This is a genomic window from Pseudomonas sp. Marseille-Q5299 (assembly GCF_943737035.1).
In the GTDB taxonomy this organism is placed as follows: domain Bacteria; phylum Pseudomonadota; class Gammaproteobacteria; order Pseudomonadales; family Pseudomonadaceae; genus Aquipseudomonas; species Aquipseudomonas putida_E.
Genome location: NZ_CALSFR010000005.1, coordinates 174,307 through 190,044 on the forward strand (window position 1 = coordinate 174,307; position 15,738 = coordinate 190,044).

Here is a 15,738-nt window from a genome sequence, read left to right on the forward strand (position 1 = left end):
TGCTGCCTTCACGCATACGCTGCCGATTAGAGTCCCCACTCCATGTTCAACAAAGGATTGTTGCTGGCCTGCGCGCTGGCCCTGCTCAGTGCCTGTGATTCCTCCACGCCAGACAAACCTGCCGCCACCGAAAAACCGGCGGCAAGCACCCCGGCCGAATCTGCTGCGCCCAAGCGCCAGGACCCTGCCGAACTCGCCAAACGCTACGAAGGCCGTGAGCTCAGCGTACTGGATGTTTCGGAAGTGCAGCTCGACGGCGCCAGTGCCCTCTCGGTCAGTTTTTCCGCACCGCTGGACGCAAAGCAGGACTTCGCTGCCAAGCTGCATCTGGTCGATACCGTCAAAGGCAAGGTCGACGGTGCCTGGGAGCTTGCCGACAACCAGATGGAACTGCGCCTGCGTCACCTCGAGCCGCAGCGCAAGCTTGTGTTGACCGTCGACAAGGGCCTGCTGGCTGTCAACGGCAAGCAGCTGGAAAGCGAGTCGGTGACCCGCCTGGAAACCCGCGACATGCAGCCGACCATCGGCTTCGCCAGCCGTGGCTCGCTGCTGCCTACGCGGCTGGCCGAGGGCCTGCCGGTGATTGCCCTGAACGTCGACAAGGTCGATGTCGAGTTTTTCCGGGTCAAGCCGGACATGCTCTCGACCTTCCTGGTCAACTGGGGCCGCAACAGCAGCCTCTACTACTACCAGTCCAAGGAAACCCTGGCCCTGGCCGACCTGGTCTACAGCGGCCGGTTCGACCTCAACCCGGCGCGCAATACCCGTGAGACCGTGCTGCTGCCGATCGCCGGGATCAAGCCGCTGCAGGAGCCGGGCGTATACCTGGCAGTGATGCGCGCGTCAGGAACCTACGATTATTCGCAGCCGGCGACGCTGTTCACCCTCAGCGATATCGGCGTCTCGGCCCACCGCTATCGCGACCGTCTTGACGTGTTTGCCCAGGCCCTGGAGGGCGGCAAGGCGCTCAACCAGGTAAACCTCGAACTTCATGACGACAAGGGCAAGCTGCTGGCCCAGGCCAAGACCGATGGCCAAGGCCATGCCCAGCTGCCGCTCACGGCCAAGGCCGATACCCTGATCGCGACCCAGGGTGTGCATACCACACTGCTACGCCTGAACACTGCAGCGCTGGACCTGGCCGAATTCGACATCACCGGCCCGCAGGCAAACCCGCTGCAGTTCTTCATCTTTGGCCCGCGCGACCTGTATCGCCCGGGTGAGACGGTGCTGCTCAACGGCCTGTTGCGCGACCAGGATGGCAAGCCGGTAAAGGCCCAGCCGGTCAGTGTGGAGGTACGCCGCCCGGATGAGCAGGTCAGCCGCAAGTTTGTCTGGGAGGCCGATGCCAACGGCCTTTATCAGTACCAGTTGCAACTGGCTACAGAAGCACCGACCGGTCGTTGGCAACTGCTGCTCGACCTTGGCGGGGGGCGCAAGCAGGTCTATGAGTTCCTCGTCGAAGACTTCCTTCCTGAACGCCTGGCGCTTGAACTGAAGGGCAGCAGCACACCGCTCTCGCCCGAAGAAACGGCGCAGGTCCAGGTCAATGGCCGGTACCTCTACGGTGCGCCAGCGGCGGGCAATCGCCTGAGCGGCCAGGCGTACGTGCGCCCCCTGCGCGAAGCGGTACCTGCTTTGCCGGGTTATCAGTTTGGTTCGGTCACCGAAACCGAGCTGAACCAAGACCTGGAGCTGGATGAAGTGACCCTCGATCAGGCTGGCAAGGCCGTGGTCGATATCGAAAGCCGCTGGGCCGAAGCGCGCTCGCCGCTGCAGTTGACCGTGCAGGCCAGCTTGCAGGAGTCCGGTGGCCGACCGATCACCCGTCGTCTCGAACAACCGATCTGGCCCGCCGACCGCCTGCCTGGCCTGCGTGGCGTGTTCGAGGGCGAGGAAACCGACAGCGACGGCCCGGTGGAATTCGAGTTCCTGGTGGCCGACCGAGACGGCAACAAGCTCGCTGCAAGCGACCTCAAGGTACGGCTGATCCGAGAGCGCCGCGATTACTACTGGAACTACTCGCAAAGCGACGGCTGGAGCTACAACTACAACGAAAAATTCCTCACTCAGAGCGAGCAAAGCGTCAACGTACAAGCGGGCTCGACTGCCAAGCTGACCTTCCAGGTCGAGTGGGGGCCTTACCGCGTCGAGGTGGAAGACCCACAGACTGGCCTGGTGTCCAGCGAACGCTTCTGGGCGGGGTATCGCGCCCAGGACAATGCCGAAGGCGGCGCAGTGCGCCCCGACCAGGTCAAGCTGGCGCTGGACCAGCCGGCTTACGCTGATGGCGCTACTGCCAAGGTCACGGTAACCCCGCCAGCTGCCGGCAATGGCTACCTGATGATCGAATCCAGCGATGGCCCGCTGTGGTGGCAGGAGATCGACGTCCCCGCCGAAGGCAAGACCTTCGATGTGCAACTGGACAAGCAGTGGGCTCGCCACGACCTGTACATCAGTGCCTTGGTGATCCGCCCGGGTGAGCGCAAGGCCAATGCCACGCCCAAGCGTGCCGTCGGTGTGCTACACCTGCCGCTGGGCCGCGCCGAGCGCAAGCTGGCGGTCAGCCTGCAGGCACCGGAAAAAATGCGCCCCAAGCAACCCCTGACGGTCAGAATCAAGGCCACCAATGCCGATGGCAGTATTCCCAAACAGGCCCATGTGCTGTTGTCTGCTGTGGATGTGGGCATTCTCAACATCACCGACTTCAAGACCCCTGACCCATACGCCAGCCTGTTCGGCCGCAAGGCCTATGGCGCCGACCAGCTGGACATCTATGGCCAACTGATCGAAGCCGGTCAGGGGCGCCTGGCCAGCCTGGCCTTCGGCGGTGACGCAGCCATGGCCAAGGGGGGCAAGCGCCCCAACACCACGGTCACCATCGTTGCCCGGCAGAGTGTTCCGGTGACCCTGAACGAGCAGGGCGAGGGCGAGGCGAGCGTCGATATTCCCGACTTCAATGGCGAACTGCGGTTGATGGCCCAGGCCTGGACCGAGGACCACTTCGGCATGGCCGAGGGCAAGACCGTGGTGGCGGCCCCGCTGATTGCCGAACTCTCGGCGCCGCGCTTCCTTGCCGGTGGCGACCGCACCAGCCTGGCGCTGGACCTGGTCAACCTTTCCGGCCTGGCCCAGCAGCTGACTGTCGATATCAGCACCGAGGGGCAGGTGAGCCTGGCAATGAGCGCCCAGCAGCGTGTTGCCCTGGCCGAGGGCCAGCGCACCACCCTGATGATCCCGGTGCAGGCGCAGGGTGGCTTGGGCCAGGGCAAGGTGCATGTACGGGTCAATGGCCTGCAGTTGCCGGGCGAGCCGCTGAACACCTTCGAGCGTGAATGGACGCTGGGCGTACGCCCCGCGTACCCGGCCGTGCTCAAGCATTACCGCGTGGCTCTCAAGGACCAGCCCTGGACGCTGCCTGAAGCCGACCTGGCAGCATTCGAACCGGCCGGGCTGGAAGCCAGCCTGGCGTTGTCGAGCCGCCCGCCACTGAACCTGGCCGAGCAGATCCGTGCCCTCGAAGCCTACCCCTACGGTTGCCTGGAACAGACCACCAGCGGCCTGTACCCCTCGCTGTACGCCGATGCGCAGAGCCTCAAGCGCCTGGGGATCAAAGGCGAGCCGGCCGAGGTGCGCAAGCGCAAGATCGAAATGGGCATCGAACACCTGCTGGGGATGCAGCGCTACAACGGCAGCTTCGGCCTGTGGAGTTCTGACAGCGAGGAGGAGTACTGGCTGACCGCCTATGTCACCGACTTCCTGCTCAGGGCCCGGGACCAAGGCTATGGTGTGCCGGCCGAGGCGCTGAAGAAAGCCAATGAACGCCTGCTGCGCTACTTGCAGGAGCGTAACCTGATCGAGGTCGACTACAGCGAGAACGCCGAACACACCCGCTTTGCCGTGCAGGCCTACGCTGCGCTGGTACTTTCGCGCAGCCAGCAGGCTCCGCTGGGGGCCTTGCGCAGCCTGTTCGAACGGCGCGCCGATGCGCGCTCCGGCCTGCCGCTGGTACAACTGGCCGTGGCGCTGGACAAGATGGGCGACAAGCCGCGTTCGCAGGAGGCATTGCAAGCAGGCCTGGGTATCAGCCGCAGCAAAGGCTGGATGGCCGATTACGGCAGCAGCCTGCGTGACCAGGCATTGATCCTGGCGTTGCTGCAGGAGAGTGATCTGGCCAGCAACCAGGTCGATCAGCGGTTGTTCGCGCTGTCTGATGAGCTGGCCGCCAACCGTTGGCTGTCGACGCAGGAGCGTAATGCGCTGTACCTGGCCGGGCGTGGCTTGCTCGATAAGCCTGAGAGCCCGTGGAAGGCGCGCCTGGACAGTGCCGGTGAGGTGCGGGAGTTCAGCAATGGCGACGCTGGCATGAAGCTCGAAGGCCCACTGTTGGCCTCGCCGCTGAGTGTGCAGAACGAAGGTAGTGAAACTGTCTACCAGCAACTGACCCTCTCGGGCTATCCACGTCAGGCGCCTGCCGCAGGCGGCAACGGCATGGAGATCCGCCGTGAATACCTGGGCATGAACGGCCAGGTACTGGACCTGCACAACGTGCGCAGCGGCGACCTGGTGCTGGTGCATCTGGCGCTCAAGGCCACGGAGCGAGTTCCGGATGCGCTGGTGGTCGACCTGTTGCCGGCGGGCCTGGAGCTGGAGAACCAGAACCTGGCGCAGAGCGCTGCCAGCCTGAACAATGCCAGCAGCGCAGTGAAGCAGTGGCGTGAGTCGATGCAAAACGCCAGCGTGGTGCATCAGGAATACCGTGATGACCGGTATGTGGCGGCGCTCAAGCTCGACGGCTATGGCACCACTCACCTGTTGTATCTGGCGCGAGCGGTGACCCCGGGCACCTACCGTATACCGCCGCCGCAAGTGGAGTCGATGTACCGGCCGAACCTGCAGGCGGTGGGCGATGGGCAGGGTGAGATGACGGTCAAATCAAGGTAGGGCATGCTGCTCTTTTGTAGGAGCGGCCTTGCGTCGCGAAAGGGCCTCATAGAGGCCCCAGACCAGCAACTGTGGTGAACAACGTTTTTGCGGCCGCTGCGCGCCCGATCGCGACGCAAGGCCGCTCCTACAATTGACGGTGCACGCTCAATGGATCACCCAGCTCATCACCCACAACCCCAGCACCAGCCAGATGATCCCGAGGATGATCGAGGCGCGCATGAAGGCGCGGATTGCCGAGTACAGCAGCAGCAGGCCGACGATCAGGGCAAGGATGCTGACCAGTGAGGTGTCCATGCCCAGTGTGCGCGCAAGGCCATCAATGAAGTTGCCCCCGGCGTTGGCCAGCAGGTTGAACAGGCCGCTCAAGGCGTCGACGATGAAGCGGATCAACGAACCCAGTGCCTGGCCAAGCCACTCGAAAAAACCTTCTACATGCATAGTTGCTTCCTGATGTACGAATCGGCGAGGTTGCCGTCCCCAAGCCTTTGGCCATCACCTGGCCCGGTCGGTTCCCGATGCCTAGCTTAGCGCGACCGCGCACCCGAGCGGCAAGGATCCTGCGCGCCAGCGTGGTGGCGCTGGTGGGTATCGCCGGCCTGTTGTGGCTGGCTGACCGTATCTGGCCATTGCCCATGCCGGCAGATGATCTGGCGCGGGTCGTGCTGGCCGAAGACGGCACGCCCTTGTGGCGCTTCGCCGATGCCGAGGGCGTGTGGCGCTACCCGGTCAGCCCCAAAGAGGTTTCGCCTTTGTACCTGCAGGCGCTGCTGACCTATGAGGACCGCTGGTTCTACCACCACCCAGGGGTCAACCCGCTGGCGCTGGTGCGCGCGGCATGGCTGAACGTGCGCGGCGGGCGGGTTGTTTCAGGTGGCAGCACGCTGTCGATGCAGGTTGCGCGTTTACTCGACCCGCACGAACGCACGCTGGCAGGCAAGCTGCGGCAACTGTGGCGTACGGCGCAGCTGGAATGGCACCTGTCCAAGCACGAGATTCTGCAGATCTACCTCAATCGCGCACCCTTCGGTGGCACCTTGCAGGGCGTGGCGGCGGCCAGTTGGGCCTACCTCGGCAAATCGCCGATGCACCTCACGCCTGCCGAAGCGGCGCTGCTGGCAGTGCTGCCCCAGGCACCCAGCCGGTTGCGCCCCGACCGTCACCCCGCACGCGCCCAGCGTGCGCGGGACAAGGTGCTGCAGCGCCTGGACGAGTATCAGGTGTGGCCTGCCTGGCAGATCAAGGAAGCTGCCGAAGAGCCGTTATTGCTGGCCCCGCGTAAGGAGCCAGCCTTGGCACCGCTGCTGGCGCGCCGCCTGAACACTCCCGGCAGCCCGCCGTTGATCCGCACCACGCTCGATGCCTCGTTGCAGCGGCGCCTCGAGGACCTGCTGCTGGGCTGGCGTGCCCGCTTGCCGGAACGTACCTCCGCGGCCGTGCTGGTGGTGGATGCGCAGAGCATGGCCGTGCGTGCCTACCTGGGTTCGATCGACCTTGCCGATGAGCGCCGTTTCGGCCACGTCGACATGGTCCACTCGCTGCGTTCACCGGGCTCGACCCTCAAGCCGTTTCTCTATGGCATGGCCCTGGACGACGGCCTGATCCATTCCGAATCGCTGCTGCAGGATGTACCGCGCCGCTATGGCGATTACCGGCCTGGCAACTTCTCGATGGGTTTCAGCGGCCCGGTCTCGGCCAGTTCGGCGCTGGCCTTGTCGCTCAACCTGCCGGCGGTGCAGTTGCTCGAAGCGTATGGGCCCAAGCGCTTTGCTGCGCAACTGCGCATGGCCGGCATGCCGCTGGCGCTGCCGCCATTGGCCGAGCCTAATCTGTCGTTGATCCTCGGTGGCGCAGGCAGCCGCCTGGAGGAGCTGGTGGGTGGTTATGCGGCATTGGCCCGTGGCGGCAACAGTGCACGGGTGCGTCTGCAACCGCAGGATCCGCTGCTGGAGCGGCGTCTGCTGTCACCGGGGGCGGCGTGGATCATCCGCCGTATTCTCAGCGGCCAGGCGCGGCCGGACCGTGACCCGCACGCGCAGTTGGTGCAACGCCCGCATTTGGCCTGGAAAACGGGTACCAGCTATGGCTTTCGTGATGCCTGGTCGATCGGCGTCGGGCCGCGTTATCTGATTGGCGTGTGGATTGGCCGGCCCGACGGCACCCCAGTGCCCGGCCAGTTCGGCCTGGCTTCGGCGGCGCCGCTGATGCTGCAGATTCACGACCTGCTGACCAACCGTGACAGCCAGCGGGGCCTTGGCGTGCCGGTCGAACAGGTGCCCGCCAGCATTGGCGTGGCCGCGATCTGCTGGCCGCTGGGCCAGCCCATGAACCGGCAAGACCCCAACTGCAGGCGCCAGCGCTTTGCCTGGACACTCGACGGCACCACCCCGCCGACCCTGCAGGCAGCCGATCAACCGCTTGGGCTGGGTTTGCGTGAGCAGGTCTGGGTCAACGCGCAGGGGCTGCGGGTGGATGGCTCGTGCCCAGGTGCCCACGCGCGCGATGTCGCCCTTTGGCCGGCCCCGCTCGAGCCTTGGCTGGCGCGGGTCGAGCGGCGTGCGGCGCGGCTGCCGGCGGTGGACCCAAGCTGCCCGCCGCAGGTACCTGCCACGGCACCGCCCCTGTCCATCGTCGGTGTACGCCCAGGCGACAACCTGCGCCGCCCGGCCACCAGCAGCGAGCCGTTGCAACTGCAGGTTTCGGCCCTGGGTGGGGGTGGGCGGCGCTGGTGGTTCCTCAACGGCCAGCCCCTTGGCCAGACCGAGGGCCAGGGCAGCATGCGGGTGCGCTTTGAGCAGGCCGGGCAGATCGAGCTCAGCGCACTCGATGAGAGCGGTGAAACCGCGCGGGTGGCGTTCCAGGTCAGCGATTAGCCGTTCGACGTTTGCCGGGGCAGCACCTACGCTTGCTGGTGATGGGTGTGGCCGGCCGACGCCCCGGCGCCCAAGGGATCGTGGAGCGTCCTATGCGTCTTGCGGTCGTGCCCCTGTTACTGCTGACCTGGGCCAGCCTGGCCCTTGCCGAGCCGTTGCCGGCTTTTCTCGATACCCATGAATACGAGCGCCGGCTGCCCACCGCCAACCTGCCGGTAGATACCTATCGCCCCGTTACCCCGGCGCTGCATGTCGTGTTACCTGCTGCACCCGAGAGCTTGCCGTCAGATGCCCGATTCGTACTGCACAAGGTGCGCTTCGAGGGCGGTACGGTTTACCCGCTGAGTGAATTGCGTGAGCACTATCAAGCATTGATTGGGCACGAGATCTCCTTGGGTGATCTGCAGCAATTCACTGAGCGACTGACCCAGCGTTACCAGCATGATGGCTACCCGCTGTCGTATGCCTACCTGCCACCTCAGGACTTTGCCGATGGCCGTGTGCATGTGGTGCTGGTGGAAGGGTACATCCAGGGCTATGAACTGCTGGGTGATATCGGCCCGCCCGCGCTCTACCTCAAGCAGGTGACAGGACGCCTGCTGGCCGAGCGGCCACTGACCCAGGAAGCGCTCGAGCGCTATGTCGGCGCGGTGCAGCGGCTACCGGGTATCAATGTGAAGGCTGAAGTGGCGGTGGGGCCCGCCCCTGAAGACGCGAACCGTCTGAAAATACGTGCGTGGCGCAGGCCAGTTGATGCTGGCGTGACCCTGAGTGACGGCAGCCGCGGGGACCTGCAGGCGCTGTTCAAAATCTCCAGCAATGGCCAGACACGCTTTGCCGAGCAACTGACTGCGAGCTTTCTGCTGCCGGCCGGTGACGAATACGTTGATTACCAGCGCCTGGATTACAGCCAGCCTCTGGACGCTCACGGCAACCAATTGCTGCTAGGCGCTGCACGGTACCGCAGTGAGCCGCGTACTCGTGTCCGGCTGGATGGCGGTGCCGACATCAATCAGCGCCTTGAGAGCGAGCGTTATTCTATTGGCCTCGGCCAGCCCCTGATGATTGCACCGAACGAATGGGTGAACGTGGCCGGGCGTTTTTATTCGGTCGGCGAGCACATTGAGTATCGGGCGGGCGGCTTACCCGAGTACGACACCTATGTTCGCGCGCTGTCATTCGAAGGCGACTGGCGCAAGGCAGATCCCGGTCGCCTGCGCATCGCCAGCGCCGGGGTCTATCAGGGTATGGATTATCTGGGGGCGCGTAGCGATGCGGACTACGACATGGACTTTCTGCGCTTTCGGATCGCCGGGCTGCAGAGCGACCAACTGTCTGAAAAGTGGCAGGGCGTCGTGTCGGCCGCAGTGCACTGGAGTGACTACAGGCTGCCCGACAGTGAGCGAGCGGTGTTTGGCGGGCAGCGTTTCGGCCGCGGCTACCCGAGCGACCAGGCCTCAGGTGACAAGGGCTGGGGTGTGGCTTACGAGCTCAACTACAGCATTATGGCTGGCCGTGCCTGGTTGCAACGGGTGCAGCCCTATGCGGTGCTCGATGCGGCGCACGCCTGGTACAACGGCGGGCCTTTCGAGGATGCGCACCTTAGTTCGGCAGCGCTGGGCGTGCGCCTGGCAGGCGGGCGATATGGCAATGTGGCGCTGGAGGTGGCCAAGCCGCTGGCGGATGTGGCACTGGACAGCCTGAACCGCCGGCCTCGGCTGATGCTGAGCGTCAGCTATCAGCTGGATTGAGCGTCGGGTCTTCAGGCCCTATCGGCGGCTGCCGGTGACAGGGCCTGTGAAGACCGTTTCACTCAATGGGTGGTGAACCGCTGGTGCACCGGCGACGAACTGGGTGTCAACGCAAGCGCCAGTTGCGTGCGGTTGTGCATATGGGTCAGTCGCAACACCTGCGAAACGTACAGTTTCACGGTGTTTTCGGTGATCCCGAGCTCGCAGGCAATCTGGTAGTTGGTCTTGCCTTTGCTCACCAGCCGGGCCACTTCCAGCTGGCGTGGTGAGAGCTTCTCGAACGCGGCGGGCAGATCGCTCTCGCCCTCTTCGACATCGCTGGCGCGGCGGTGGACGCCCTGGCCCCGCGCTTTCTCCAGGTCCTGGTAAAGCTCATCGATGCAGCCCGCCAGGTCTTGCAACCGTTTGTTGAGACTGCCCAGGTTCTGGAAGTTGGATTTGCGCTCCAGCAAAACCTGCTCCTGGCGACGCACGCCTTCCAGCAGTTCGTCGAGGTCAACGGGTTTTTGGTAGTAATCAGCGAAGCCTTCGCGCAGCGCACGAATCACGTCCTGCTTGTCGGCCCGGCCAGTGAGCATGATCGCTTCGAACACGCGCTGGCGCCCGGCAATTTCCTTCAACGCCCTCACCAGTTCAATGCCATCGCGCTCGGGCATGTGCAGGTCGCACAGCACCAGGCCAATGGATTCATCTGCCACATAGCGCTCGATGGCTTCGTCTGTTGAATGCGCGGCCACGCAATGGTGGCCCTGATTTTCGAGATACTCACACAACTGTTCGACGATCAGGGGCTGGTCATCGACCACCAGAACCTTCACCTCGCTGAATGACTTGTTCACGATCAACTCCCTGTTCCTAAGCGGCCCTGCTCCCGGGCCAGACGCTCTGGCAGCTTAACCATAGACGCTGCTTGCGAACCTGTACAACGCATGTACAAGTTATCGGACAACGGGACTGATTATTGGATCCATACCGCTGTGAGCAGAAAGCCGGCCAGCACATAAGGCACGAAGGCTTGTTTGTCGCCCATTTGTTCGGTGAGCGCCTGCAGCCGCTTCTTTACCTTGGGGTTGAACAGGGTCCACAGGCGGCGGCGAGTCAGCAGCCACAGCAACACGCTGACGCCGGCACCGATAAAGGTCCCCAGCACATACTGATGACTGGTCGCCAACGCCAGTGCGCCCATCAGCTTGACGTCGTCAGCGCCGAAGTGGCCGAGCATGTAGCCGGGCAAGGTCAATAGCATGACGATGGCCAATGCCCAGCCGGCATCGCTGGCGTCGGCGCCAATCCAGGTGTGGCCGGTGAAGAACAGCCAGATCAGCGCACAGGCTGCTACGCCCAAGGTCAGGACATCGGCGATCTGGCGTTCGCGAATATCCTGTTCAGTGCACAAGGCAAGCCACATCAGCAGAACAATGCTTTGCATTGGCAGGTCGATCCTTATTCGTTGAACACGTCTACCCGTTCAGCAGGTTTATCAACAGGGTAGACGCGATCTGACGAACGGGCTATGCCATGCTCATCTGGCCCTGCCTGGCGGGTAATTGCCCAGTACCTGGCCAACGGTCTTCTGGATGGCGCTGTTGCGTTCCTCAGGGCTGGGCGGGTAGTTGTTCATGATCTGCTCTGCACTGCCGCGCCAGACCAGCTTGCCGTCGCGGCCATCGAACATGTCGACCTGGATGGTCGCTACCTTGTAATCGACGCTACGGGTTTCGTTGTACATCGGCCCGCCCCAATAGCCACCCCAATAACCACCCCAGCCACCACCGTAGTTGGTGGTGATCTGCTGCTGGCGTTGTTCGACGATCAGGTAGGCACGCACAGTGACATCAGGTTGGGCATTGCCTTGTGCCGGGCGCAGGCCGCGCTGGTCGAGTTGGTCGGCGACGGCCTGGCGGATCCGCTGTTCGGTGAGGTCGCTCTTGATACGCGGGTCATCCGGGCGGTAGTGCAGGGCCGGCTCTTGCCATGCCCAGCTGCGGTACGCGGCAAAGTCTCGGCTGGCGTCGAAATCCTGCTGGACGTTGTTGCTGGAGCAGGCGGCAAGCAACAGCACGAATGACAGTAGAACGAAGCGACGCAACATGATGGTTCTCCGTTAGGCATTAACTGGGAGGATAGCCGCTGAGTGCCTTGTGTACCGATTCGCGCAATGCGCTTTCGCGGTCACGCGGCGAGCTTTTGTCACTGCCGCTTTCAGCGCTCGCGCTCCACACCGGCTGGCCGTTGCGGGCGTCGAACAGGTCGATGCGCACCACCATCACTTCAACTTCGTAAGTGCGTACGATCGGCACGCTGCCATAGGCGCCGTAACCGTTGCGGTAACCGCCGAAACCGACACCGCCGTAGGGGGACGGGCCGTAGTAGGGGTCGTAGTAGTCATAGTCGCGTACCTGGCGCAAACGCCGCTCCAGGCGCATGTCGGCACTGACCAGCAAGTCGCCGGTCGCGCCCCTGGCCGGGCGCAGTCCATGCTGGTCGAGGGCGCCACTGACGGCATCGGCTAGTTGCCCCGGGGCGGCGTCAGCAGTGCCGCTTGGCAACTGGCCGTCGCGCCAGCTCCAACTGCGGTAACGGCCATAGTCACGCGGTGGGGCCGGGTAGGCACTGGCGTCGAAGGTGCTGGCCGCCTGCGCGGGGGCCGGCGGCAAGGGGCGGCTGCTGGCAACGTACGGGTTGCTGCCCTGACAGGCGCTGAGGGCAAGCGGGAGCAAGGCCAGGCACAGCAGGCGGTACGGCATGAAATCCTCCCGGCGGGTGGTTCAGCGAGGGCGGCACATCCAGTGCAGGTAGCGGCCAAGCCCGGCAAAGCTCGGGTGGCGGCGGTGGGCCAGTTCCATTTCCAGCAGGTCGAGCATCTCGGCCTTGGCCTGGAATTCCCTGGGCATGTAGTCGTGGAAAACTCGCACGCCACTCTCGGTTTCGACCTGCCACAGAGGATCAAGTTGCACCTTGAGCTCACGTGGATCAAGCGGTTTCTGCGGGGTGAGGCTCTGTTTTTCACCTTCCAGGCGGTTGCTGCGCAACTTGCGGAAATGGCCCTTGAGCAGGTTGCGATAAACCAGCGCATCCCGGTTGTAGAAGGCCAGGGACAACCACCCGCCAGGTGCGGTCAGTTGGTGCAGCACTGGCAGGATGCTCTCTGGCTCGGCCAGCCATTCGAGCACGGCGTGGCACAGTACCAGGTCGTAGGGCTCGGTGAGCTGACCGAGCAGGTCCTGCCATGGCGCCTGGATGAACGTGGCGGTCTGGCCGGCATCGGCAAAGCGCGTGCGGGCACCTTCGAGCATGGGTGCGGCCGGCTCGGCCAGGGTCAGTTGGTGACCGCGCTCGGCCAGCCACAAAGCCATGTGGCCGAGCCCGGCACCGATGTCGAGCACCCGCAGCGGGCGGTCGGGGAGGGCGTCGGCCAGGTCGGCCTGCAGCACGGCCAGGCGGATCGCGCCTTTGGCGCCGCCGTAGATCTTCTCGGCGAAGCGAGTGGCCAGCTCATCGAAGTGACGGTCGTTCATCGGGCGAAGCGCCTTTCGGTGTCGGCCAGCTTGGCCCGTACCACCTGCTCCATGTCCAGGCCCAGTTCGCTGCACAGCAGCAGCAGGTAGAGAATGACGTCACCTACCTCTTGGCCGGCGTGGGCGAGCTTGTCCGCAGGCAGTTGGCGCGATTCGTCTTCGCTGAGCCATTGGAAGATTTCCACCAGCTCGGCCATTTCCACGCTGGCGGCCATGGCCAGGTTCTTCGGGCTGTGGAAGCCGCGCCAGTCGTTGTTGTCACGGATCTGGTGCAGGCGTTGAGTGAGTTCTTGCAGGTTCATTGCGGTTCTCCTAGTGCCGCATAGCTTCCGTGCAGCCCCAATGCAAAGCAAGAGGATTCAAGGGGCCAAAGCAGCCTGCGGCCTTCAGAGCGAACCCCAGCGCCCGACCATGTGCAGCAGCTCACCGTGCCCATCCAGGCGCAGCTCACCGGCAGGGCCGGCGGCGCTGGCACTCAATACCACCTCCGATGGCAACCGCACTGGCTTGCGGAAATCCACTTCAAAGGCATACCCGCTGCCTGGCAGGTGCCCACGCAGCGCTGCCAGCGCCATGGCCTTGCTCCACATGCCATGGGCGATCGCCCTGGGGAAGCCGAACAACCGGGCACTTGTGGCGCTCAGATGAATCGGGTTGTAGTCGCCACAGACTTTGGCGTAGCGCCGGCCAATATCGCTGTCGGCGTACCAGCGGGTCGTCTCAGGCAAAGGCTGCGGTTCGCTTTCCTCGCTTTCTTCGGGCTGCCCTTCAAGTTTCAAGCCGCGCACCAGCATGCGGCTGGTTTCGCGCCACAAAAGGCCAAGGCCATCTTCGGCTTCGGTGATCAGGTCGAATGTGCCGCCTTTGGCATGTGGCTGCAGGTTGTCGGCAAACACCGCAAAGTGCAGCCCGTCGATACCACCCAGGGGGCGCAGCACCTCGATGCGGTTGTGCAGGTGTACCAGGCCCAGCAGCGGGAAAGGGAAGCCGTGGGCGGTCAGCAACTGCAACTGCAGGTTAAACGCCATGATATGGGGGTAGGTGCCCGGCAAGCGGCCGTCATCGGTGAAGTGGCACAGATTGCGGTACGCCGCGAGATTGCCGGGCTGCATAGGGATGAAGCAGCGCAGGCCATCGGCTGGCAGGGCGTGGCCGCTGATCTTGCGTTTGCTGGCCGCGCGCAGATAAAGGCTTGCGCGTGAGTCGGGGCTGTTCAGGTCATGCCAGTGCCGGTTCATGCTCAAGCTCCCATCAATGCCTGGCCACAGACCCGCAGCGCTTGGCCATTCACCGCGCCGGAACCGGGCTGGCTGAGCCAGGCGATGGCCTCGGCGACATCCTGCGGGCGCCCGCCCTGGCCCAGCGAGCTCAGGCGCCGCCCGGCTTCACGCAGGCCCATGGGCATGGCGGCGGTCATGTGCGTCTCGATAAAACCGGGGGCCACGGCATTGATGCTGCCACCTTGCCCGGCGAGCTTGGGTGCCCAGGCCTGGGCAAAACCGATCAGCCCGGCCTTGCTTGCGGCATAGTTGGCCTGGCCGCGGTTGCCGGCGATGCCGCTGACCGAGGCCAGCAGAGTGATGCGTGCATCTGCGCCCAGGGCGCCGCCTTCATACAGCGCCTGGGTCAGTACCTGGGGTGCTTTGAGGTTGACCGCCATGACGGCGTCCCAGTAATCGGGGGTCATGTTGGCGAGGGTCTTGTCCCGGGTGATGCCGGCGTTGTGCACGACGATATCGATGCCATCAGGCAAGGCCTGGAGCAGTTGCGCGGCTGCGTCACTGGCACAGATGTCCAGCCCCAGCGCCTTGCCGCCCAGGCGGGCAGCGAGTGCATCGAGGTCTCGCTGGGCCTGCGGCACGTCCAGCAGCATCACCTCGGCACCATCACGTGCCAAGGTTTCGGCAATGGCGGCGCCGATCCCGCGTGCAGCGCCAGTGACCAATGCCCGGCGCCCGGCGAGCGGCCGCGTCCAGTCTTCGACCTGGCTGGCACAGGCCTGCAAACGCAGCACCTGGCCGGAAATGAATGCGCTCTTGGGTGACAGGAAGAAGCGCAAGGCGCCTTCGAGCTGGCCATCGGCAGCTTCATCCACGTACAACAGCTGCGCCGTCGCACCGTTACGCAATTCCTTGGCCAGCGAGCGGCTGAAACCCTCCAGAGCACGCTGGGCGACGCTGGCCAGCGGGTCGTCGATGCCTTCCGGTGCGCGCCCGAGTATGACCACATGGGCGCAGGGTGCCAGGCTGCGCAGCAACGGCTGGAAGAATTCGCGCAACTGCTTCAGCTCATCGCTGTCGGACAGATGACTGGCATCGAACACCACGGCCTTGAGCTTGGGCCCCAGGCCAGCCACCCAGGCGGGAGCCTGCAGGCTTACACCATTGAAGCTGTAGCATTCGTCGGTCAGGCGTGGAGCGATGGCTTCGACCTGATTTGCCAGAGGCCCACCGCCGATGACCAGTGCGCCCTCCACCGGGCGCAGGCGCCCGGCCTGCCAGCGTTCCAGCGGTGCCGGGCGTGGCAGCCCGAGGGCATCGACGAAGCGGCGGCCGAGGTTGGAGTTGGCAAAGCCGAGATAGCGGTCGCTCATGTGCGGGTCTCCCTGAAGGCAAGCATTGAAGTGTGGACCAACTTTGTGAAGAGGTCGTT

The 15,738-nt window shown here is 64.3% G+C and carries 12 protein-coding genes; 3 read left to right on the plus strand and 9 right to left on the minus strand.

Translation table 11 applies throughout. The annotated features are described in order from the left end of the window. The first annotated feature begins 42 nt into the window (after window positions 1-42). A complete protein-coding gene (locus NGJ21_RS17110) occupies window positions 43-4,944 on the plus strand; it encodes an alpha-2-macroglobulin family protein (protein ID WP_251962430.1) in 4,902 nt (1,633 codons plus the stop codon). A 147-nt stretch (window positions 4,945-5,091) separates the two neighbouring features. Here NGJ21_RS17110 and NGJ21_RS17115 read toward each other — a convergent pair whose 3' ends face one another. After that, on the minus strand, window positions 5,092-5,385 hold the full coding sequence (locus tag NGJ21_RS17115) for a hypothetical protein (protein WP_012316393.1): 294 nt from the start codon (window positions 5,383-5,385) through the stop codon (window positions 5,092-5,094). Window positions 5,386-5,462: 77 nt separating this feature from the next. Here NGJ21_RS17115 and pbpC point away from each other — a divergent pair, with 77 nt between their 5' ends. Beyond that, window positions 5,463-7,817 carry a peptidoglycan glycosyltransferase PbpC gene (gene pbpC, locus NGJ21_RS17120; RefSeq protein WP_115273807.1) on the plus strand — a complete coding sequence of 785 codons (2,355 nt, stop codon included), beginning with the start codon at window positions 5,463-5,465 and terminating at the stop codon, window positions 7,815-7,817. A gap of 92 nt (window positions 7,818-7,909) precedes the next feature. Then, on the plus strand, window positions 7,910-9,568 hold the full coding sequence (locus NGJ21_RS17125; RefSeq protein ID WP_251962431.1) for a ShlB/FhaC/HecB family hemolysin secretion/activation protein: 1,659 nt from the start codon (window positions 7,910-7,912) through the stop codon (window positions 9,566-9,568). A gap of 62 nt (window positions 9,569-9,630) precedes the next feature. On the opposite strand, the gene NGJ21_RS17130 is transcribed toward NGJ21_RS17125, so the two are convergent. The 8 genes from NGJ21_RS17130 to NGJ21_RS17165 form a co-directional block, all read right to left on the minus strand. Next, window positions 9,631-10,413: a response regulator transcription factor gene (locus NGJ21_RS17130; protein WP_217433399.1), complete on the minus strand. Its 783-nt coding sequence runs from the start codon at window positions 10,411-10,413 to the stop codon at window positions 9,631-9,633. A 113-nt stretch (window positions 10,414-10,526) separates the two neighbouring features. Then, window positions 10,527-10,997 (minus strand): A24 family peptidase, encoded by a 471-nt coding sequence (locus tag NGJ21_RS17135; RefSeq protein WP_039602427.1) that lies wholly within the window; start codon window positions 10,995-10,997, stop codon window positions 10,527-10,529. Between the two features lie 93 nt (window positions 10,998-11,090). Beyond that, entirely contained in the window at window positions 11,091-11,660 is a 570-nt protein-coding gene (locus NGJ21_RS17140) for a DUF4136 domain-containing protein (protein WP_174142009.1), read from the minus strand. Window positions 11,661-11,679: 19 nt separating this feature from the next. Continuing rightward, complete coding sequence (locus tag NGJ21_RS17145) at window positions 11,680-12,315, minus strand: DUF4136 domain-containing protein (RefSeq protein ID WP_115273810.1); 636 nt, start codon at window positions 12,313-12,315, stop codon at window positions 11,680-11,682. Between the two features lie 21 nt (window positions 12,316-12,336). Further along, a complete protein-coding gene (locus tag NGJ21_RS17150; protein ID WP_012316386.1) occupies window positions 12,337-13,086 on the minus strand; it encodes a methyltransferase in 750 nt (249 codons plus the stop codon). Next, window positions 13,083-13,388: a MazG-like family protein gene (locus tag NGJ21_RS17155; protein WP_012316385.1), complete on the minus strand. Its 306-nt coding sequence runs from the start codon at window positions 13,386-13,388 to the stop codon at window positions 13,083-13,085. Before NGJ21_RS17155 ends, NGJ21_RS17150 begins: the two co-directional genes overlap by 4 nt. An 84-nt stretch (window positions 13,389-13,472) precedes the next feature. Continuing rightward, window positions 13,473-14,324 (minus strand): MaoC family dehydratase, encoded by an 852-nt coding sequence (locus NGJ21_RS17160; RefSeq protein ID WP_115273811.1) that lies wholly within the window; start codon window positions 14,322-14,324, stop codon window positions 13,473-13,475. 2 nt (window positions 14,325-14,326) lie between these two features. Beyond that, on the minus strand, window positions 14,327-15,679 hold the full coding sequence (locus NGJ21_RS17165) for a 3-oxoacyl-ACP reductase (RefSeq protein WP_251962432.1): 1,353 nt from the start codon (window positions 15,677-15,679) through the stop codon (window positions 14,327-14,329). Window positions 15,680-15,738 lie beyond the last annotated feature (59 nt).